The following is a 5,451-nucleotide window of genomic DNA, read 5'->3' as shown; positions in this document are numbered from 1 at the left end:
TTTGCAGAACTGTGAATATGGATTATTAAATTAATTATCAGCAGTTTACGCTTCTACCAATCCTTCATCAAACAAAGAAATCCCTCTACTAATTGTTTTGTCGTAATTTTATATATATCAATTTGTTACCTTTATATTAAGTATTTGAAAGTTCTTTTCAATGAAATGAAATGACACTTATTTTCTACCTGTTTTTGTATATTTAAAATGATTCTTGCATTAAAAATGTACGGATTGGTAATTGTTTGATTCCTCCATCAGATATTCCTTCTATTTCATCCATTGTAACAACATATTTTGGATAGTTATCCTTAATCATACGGAGATTCCCAAATTCCCTTTCATAAGTTTTAGGTTCTATGACTGAATAAGCGACTTGTACATAAACTTTTTCTCTGTTGCGTTCGGCTAAAAAATCAATTTCGCGATCCCCATTACGGCCTACTGACAATGTGTAACCACATAAAGATAGATGATGGTACACTACATTTTCTAATATTTGCTCAACATCCATTGGACGGAAAGGACGCTTCCCTTGTATATCTGCCGGTCGAATACGATTTACCAAGTAAGCATTTTTATTTCTTACAGGGAATAACATAGGGTAAATATTGTATTTTATTTCTTGTAAGAAACAAAATAACCTTTTTTATTCTGTCTTAGCCCTGAAAAAAAGAAGCTGTTGTTCAAGATACAACAGCTTCTTCTATACAAAATAACTATTTTAAGTTTCTTATTGGACTCCCGTTGTCCTAAATAAAAGAATTTCTTCTATTTACTGGAGTTTTATTCGGCCCAAGGGGTATATGCGTTACTTGGATCCGGATTTTCAAATCCAACCAATGCTTCATTATTATTCTTTTCAGTTTGCACTATACAGAAATTCATCCATGCTGGGCGTCCATTTGTATTAAAGCGTTTGGCATCACCAAAGTTCGAACCCGGATAACCACGAGTAACCGACATATTCAAACGCTTAATATCGAAGAAACTCAAACCTTCACCCCATAATTCAACACGTTTTTGAAAAACAATTTCATCAATCAATGCATCACCTGAAGCGGTACAAGTATATTGTGGATCACGGTATGTTGTCATGAAATCCGTAATTAACTGGCGGCCTTCGCCTTCATTCAAATGTGCTGCAGCTTCTGCTTCAATGAAGTACATTTCTTCTACTCGCATTATAGGATAAGCCGTAGCAGCACCAACTGTGTAATCTTCCGGATCTCCTGAACCTGGACGGAATTTTACAGAAGAATAATCACTTAAATGATTGGCAAAATCTTCGTTCATAAACGGCGTTTGTCCTTCCAATGCAGTTCCGGCAGGAGCTTTCCACAGTTTTTTACGGAAGTCGGTATCACTCATGCGCTTATACATGGAAGCATCAATCATCAAAAAACTTTCAATACCGGAATATCCGAAATTAGTTTCGTTTGACATCCAAGATGCCCAGTTAATAATACCCGTCTTAACGGCATTATCTTCTGCCAAAAGTTGTGATCCCCACATCCATTTTGAAATATCGTTAAATCCGGCAGTCGTACTCAAACATGCATTTTCATCCATTGGTACAACAGATGCATTATCAATAGCTTTACGCGCATAGATTTTTGCATTTGCATAATCGCCCAACCACATATAATAGCGTGCTTTCAGACCATACACGGCATCCAGATGAGGTAACGTCTTAGCTACATTTGTCAGATTCACGATATACTCTTCCGCTTTATTTAAGTCATCCAAAATAAAAGCAGCCATAGTAGCCCGATCTACACGTGGGTTGTTTCGTGCATCTTCTTCACTCATGCCTTCTCTGACAATAGGAACCGTCAGTCCCTCCACATTGTTACCACTTCCATTTACTCCCGAGATTTTATCATTCGGAAGGAATTCATACATCTGTGTCATATCCAAATAAAGAAGTGCACGAAATGCATAACCAGCTCCCAAATAGCCAATCTGTACCTCTGTTGCATCATCCGGGTTAACCGTCGTAATTATATTATTGGCTGTTTGTACAAATTTCCAATAATAATTCCAATGAAACTGTGTACTCATCCAGTTATCACCTAAATTTTCAGTCAATCCCCAAGAAGAAAACCAGTCATATCCTGAACTGACAACTGGCAAATCCCCCGTCATCACATCACGAATGTGCATGATAGCTCCATATCCCCAATCGTAATGAGCATCCTCACTAACCGATGCATTATGATTAAAATATGCAGGCATTGCCCATAACAAAGCCTCCGTCGCCTTGGCAGAAGAGCCCAACTGATCTGCAGTGGCTACATCCGTAGGAAATGTTTCTTCTACGCATCCTGTCATTAGGAGAACTGCCGAGCAACAAGTCCCTAATATTATTTTTGATATTGTCGTTTTCATATATTCTACAAATCTTTATTAAACAGTTATTATTTAGAATGTTACAGTTAGACCTCCCGAGATAGTCCGAATCGGAGCATAGTAGGAAGCTGTAACTTCGCCATTGATGCTTTGACGTGGATCCAATCCCTGACGTTTAGACCATAAGAACACATTGTCTGCTGCCATATAAACACGCAGTTTACCTAAACCTAATGTGCGAACCCAATTTGTCGGTAACGTATATCCAAAATTGATATTCTGCAAACTCAAATAAGACGCACTTGTTAAGAAACGATCGGATGTTGAAGCCGTAAATTGGTCACCGAATTGTAAGCGCGGTATACTGGATGCTGAATTCTGGGGAGTCCAAGCTTTCAACAAATCTTCGTGAAATGCTGAACCTTTTGATGTTGATCTCGGAGAGTTCATCATACTGGAATAGTCACTGTCTAAAACTTGTCCGCCAATTTGGTAAGCGAAATCCACAGACAAATCAAATCCCTTGAAACTTAAAGCTGTTCCGAAACCTCCATATACATCAGGCAATGCTGTTCCGCATAGATAATAAGTTGCACCGGAAGCAGATGTTGTTGTTTCATGACCTGTTATATTTCCGTTATTGTCCGTAATGTCTTTATAATACAATGCTTCTCCATTCTCATTCAAACCTGCAAACTGAGGCATACGGTATGTGTACAATGGAATACCTTCGCCATAGTAGTAATTTCCACTACTATATCCCTGTACACCACTTGCAGTCATGGTCTTACGTTCTTCCGGCAAATATGTGACTTTATTCTTGTAATGAGTCAGGTTCAAACGAATATCCCATGTAAAATCTTTGGTTTGGATTGCTGTTACATTAAATTCTGCTTCCACACCCTGATTGCGCATATCACCAACATTGGCATAATAAGAAGAATAGCCATATGAAGGAGGCAACGGGAAAGAGAATAACATATCAGAAGTCTTACGATAAAAATATTCAACAGTTCCAGAGAAACGGTTATTAAACATCTCAAAATCAAATCCAGCATTGAAGTTCCCATTTGTTTCCCAAGTGATATCCTTATTTCCTAATGTATAAGGAACGGCAGCTGGATTACCAGACGAGTTTACAATATCATATGTACTTACATAACGGAAATTACCAATATTGTCATTACCTTGAGAACCATAAGAAGCTTTGATCTTTAACATATCAATAAACTTCAAAGCGTCACTGTTCTGGAAGAAATTTTCCTTGGAAATCATCCATGCTCCACCTAATGACCAGAAATTACCCCAACGATTGTCCGGGTGAAAACGTGAAGAAGCATCACGACGATATGAACCAGAGAAATAATACTTTTCAGCATAATCATACTGGATACGTCCAAAATAACCTTCTGTATTATAATCCGTCGTATAGGAATCGCTACCATTTTCTGTAATAGCACCCTGTAATTCACTGTTATTCGGATCAAACATATTGGATTTGCTTGCATTCAAATAATAATATTGACTTCTGTAAGATTCGTGCCCAATCATTACGCCAATATTATGGACATCGTTAACCACCTTGTTATAGTTCAGTAATTGTTGGTGATTATAAGAAAGTGAGCGACTGTGAGTTTTAGATGTAATACCGTTTGAAGAAGCGTAGCTTCCATAATACGGGTTTGTTACATTAGTAGCACGGGATTCATCGATATTAACACCGCTGTTCCAAGTAAATTTAAAATCCTTCAAAAAACGTGCTTCAAAGAAACCATTAACAGTCATGGCATTGCCTTCATTACTGTTTACATCCAAAAGATTCGATGAATAAGGATTTCCTCCAGACATGAAGGGTCGAGTTATACCGGCATTGTTCCCATCGCCATAGTCATATCGAAGAAAATCATTGTCATCACGCAGGATATTACCTTGACCATCGCGAATAAACAAAGGATAAATAGGAGCAATACGTGTTGCATAGGCAAAAATATTACCAGAAGAGTTTGAAGTTCCATCTTCACCTAATGATTTAGCTTCATAGTGAGTATAAGACATGTTCGCACCAACTTTCAACCAGTCTTTTACTTGATAGTCAGCTTTCATACGCCCAGTCAGTCGTTCATAATTAGAATTTGCCGTAATACCTTCATTATCCAAATAACTTAACGAAGAGTAAAAAGAGGATTTGTCAGAACCGGCTGAAACGCTAACATTATATTCCTGACGTAAACTATTACTGTAAGCAGCGTCTAACCAATCATCTGCAGTTAGCAGATAATCCGCCCCTTGATAGTTTACAATATTACCCATAGTTGCATTTGGGTTTATTTTTCCATTTGCTTCAATAAGCGATTGTCCTTGGGGAACTGTATATATATTATAACCTAATCCATAGTCACCGCTACCTGTCATATATTTATTCGCGTTAGCGTGTGCTACTTCATCAGACATATTTTGAGCATTCATAAAATAACTCTTCAATGCCCCATAATACATTTCATAGTATTGTGCCGGATTTTTGATTGTTTTGTAATCACGAGTTGCCCGAGAGTTTGATCCCCATTTTGCATCTAATGTCACTTGCGCATTACCCGATTTACCCTTTTTGGTAGTTATCATAATGACACCGTTTGCACCACGTGCACCATATAAAGCATTGGATGCAGCATCTTTCAAAACAGTCATGGATTCGATATCCTGTGTGTTGATATTATTCATATCACCATCATAAGGGGAACCGTCCAATATAATTAACGGGTCATTACCTGCATTGATGGAGCTAATACCACGAATCCTAATTTTGGGTTTGTTGTCTCCATTTTCACCCGGTTGCCCTGTCGAACTGGTCCATTGCACACCAGCAGCTTTACCAACTAAAGCCTGTGTTGCATTTGATGTCTGGATTTTACCAATCTCTTCCGCATCAACAATAGCCGCAGAACCTGTAAATGCAGATTTCTTAGCCGTACCATAAGCAACAACCATTACCTCGTCAAGCATCTGGTTGTCAGATTCTAACAGTACTTTTAAATTAGACTTCACTCTGACCTCTTGAGCTTTCATGCCCACAAAGGAAATTACCAGAGTTTTTGCAGAACT

At 38.0% G+C, this 5,451-nt stretch carries 3 protein-coding genes; all 3 read right to left on the bottom strand.

Going from position 1 to position 5,451, the window contains the following annotated elements; translation table 11 throughout:
* Positions 1 to 202: 202 nt before the first annotated feature.
* The 3 genes from DWU89_RS20130 to DWU89_RS20120 all read right to left on the bottom strand — a co-directional run bounded on the left by DWU89_RS20130 (position 203) and on the right by DWU89_RS20120 (position 5,436).
* Positions 203 to 601 carry an ATP-binding protein gene (locus DWU89_RS20130; protein WP_187574957.1) on the bottom strand — a complete coding sequence of 133 codons (399 nt, stop codon included), beginning with the start codon at positions 599 to 601 and terminating at the stop codon, positions 203 to 205.
* A 185-nt stretch (positions 602 to 786) separates the two neighbouring features.
* The gene (locus tag DWU89_RS20125; protein WP_115501412.1) at positions 787 to 2,391 is read right to left on the bottom strand and encodes a RagB/SusD family nutrient uptake outer membrane protein; all 1,605 of its coding nucleotides are present in this window, start codon (positions 2,389 to 2,391) and stop codon (positions 787 to 789) included.
* Positions 2,392 to 2,424: 33 nt separating this feature from the next.
* Positions 2,425 to 5,436, bottom strand: coding sequence for a SusC/RagA family TonB-linked outer membrane protein (locus DWU89_RS20120; protein ID WP_316250685.1), 3,012 nt, complete (start codon positions 5,434 to 5,436; stop codon positions 2,425 to 2,427).
* Positions 5,437 to 5,451 lie beyond the last annotated feature (15 nt).

Origin of the sequence: Parabacteroides acidifaciens, assembly GCF_003363715.1 — a bacterium.
Lineage (GTDB): Bacteria > Bacteroidota > Bacteroidia > Bacteroidales > Tannerellaceae > Parabacteroides > Parabacteroides acidifaciens.
The sequence above is the reverse complement of the archived record's forward strand: the minus strand, read 5'-3'. Positions and strand labels throughout refer to the sequence as shown.

Coding starts and splice junctions, on each gene's coding strand:
- DWU89_RS20130 (WP_187574957.1), bottom strand. CDS start 601: ATGTTATTCCCTGTAAGAAATAAAAATGCTTACTTGGTAAATCGTATT.
- DWU89_RS20125 (WP_115501412.1), bottom strand. CDS start 2,391: ATGAAAACGACAATATCAAAAATAATATTAGGGACTTGTTGCTCGGCA.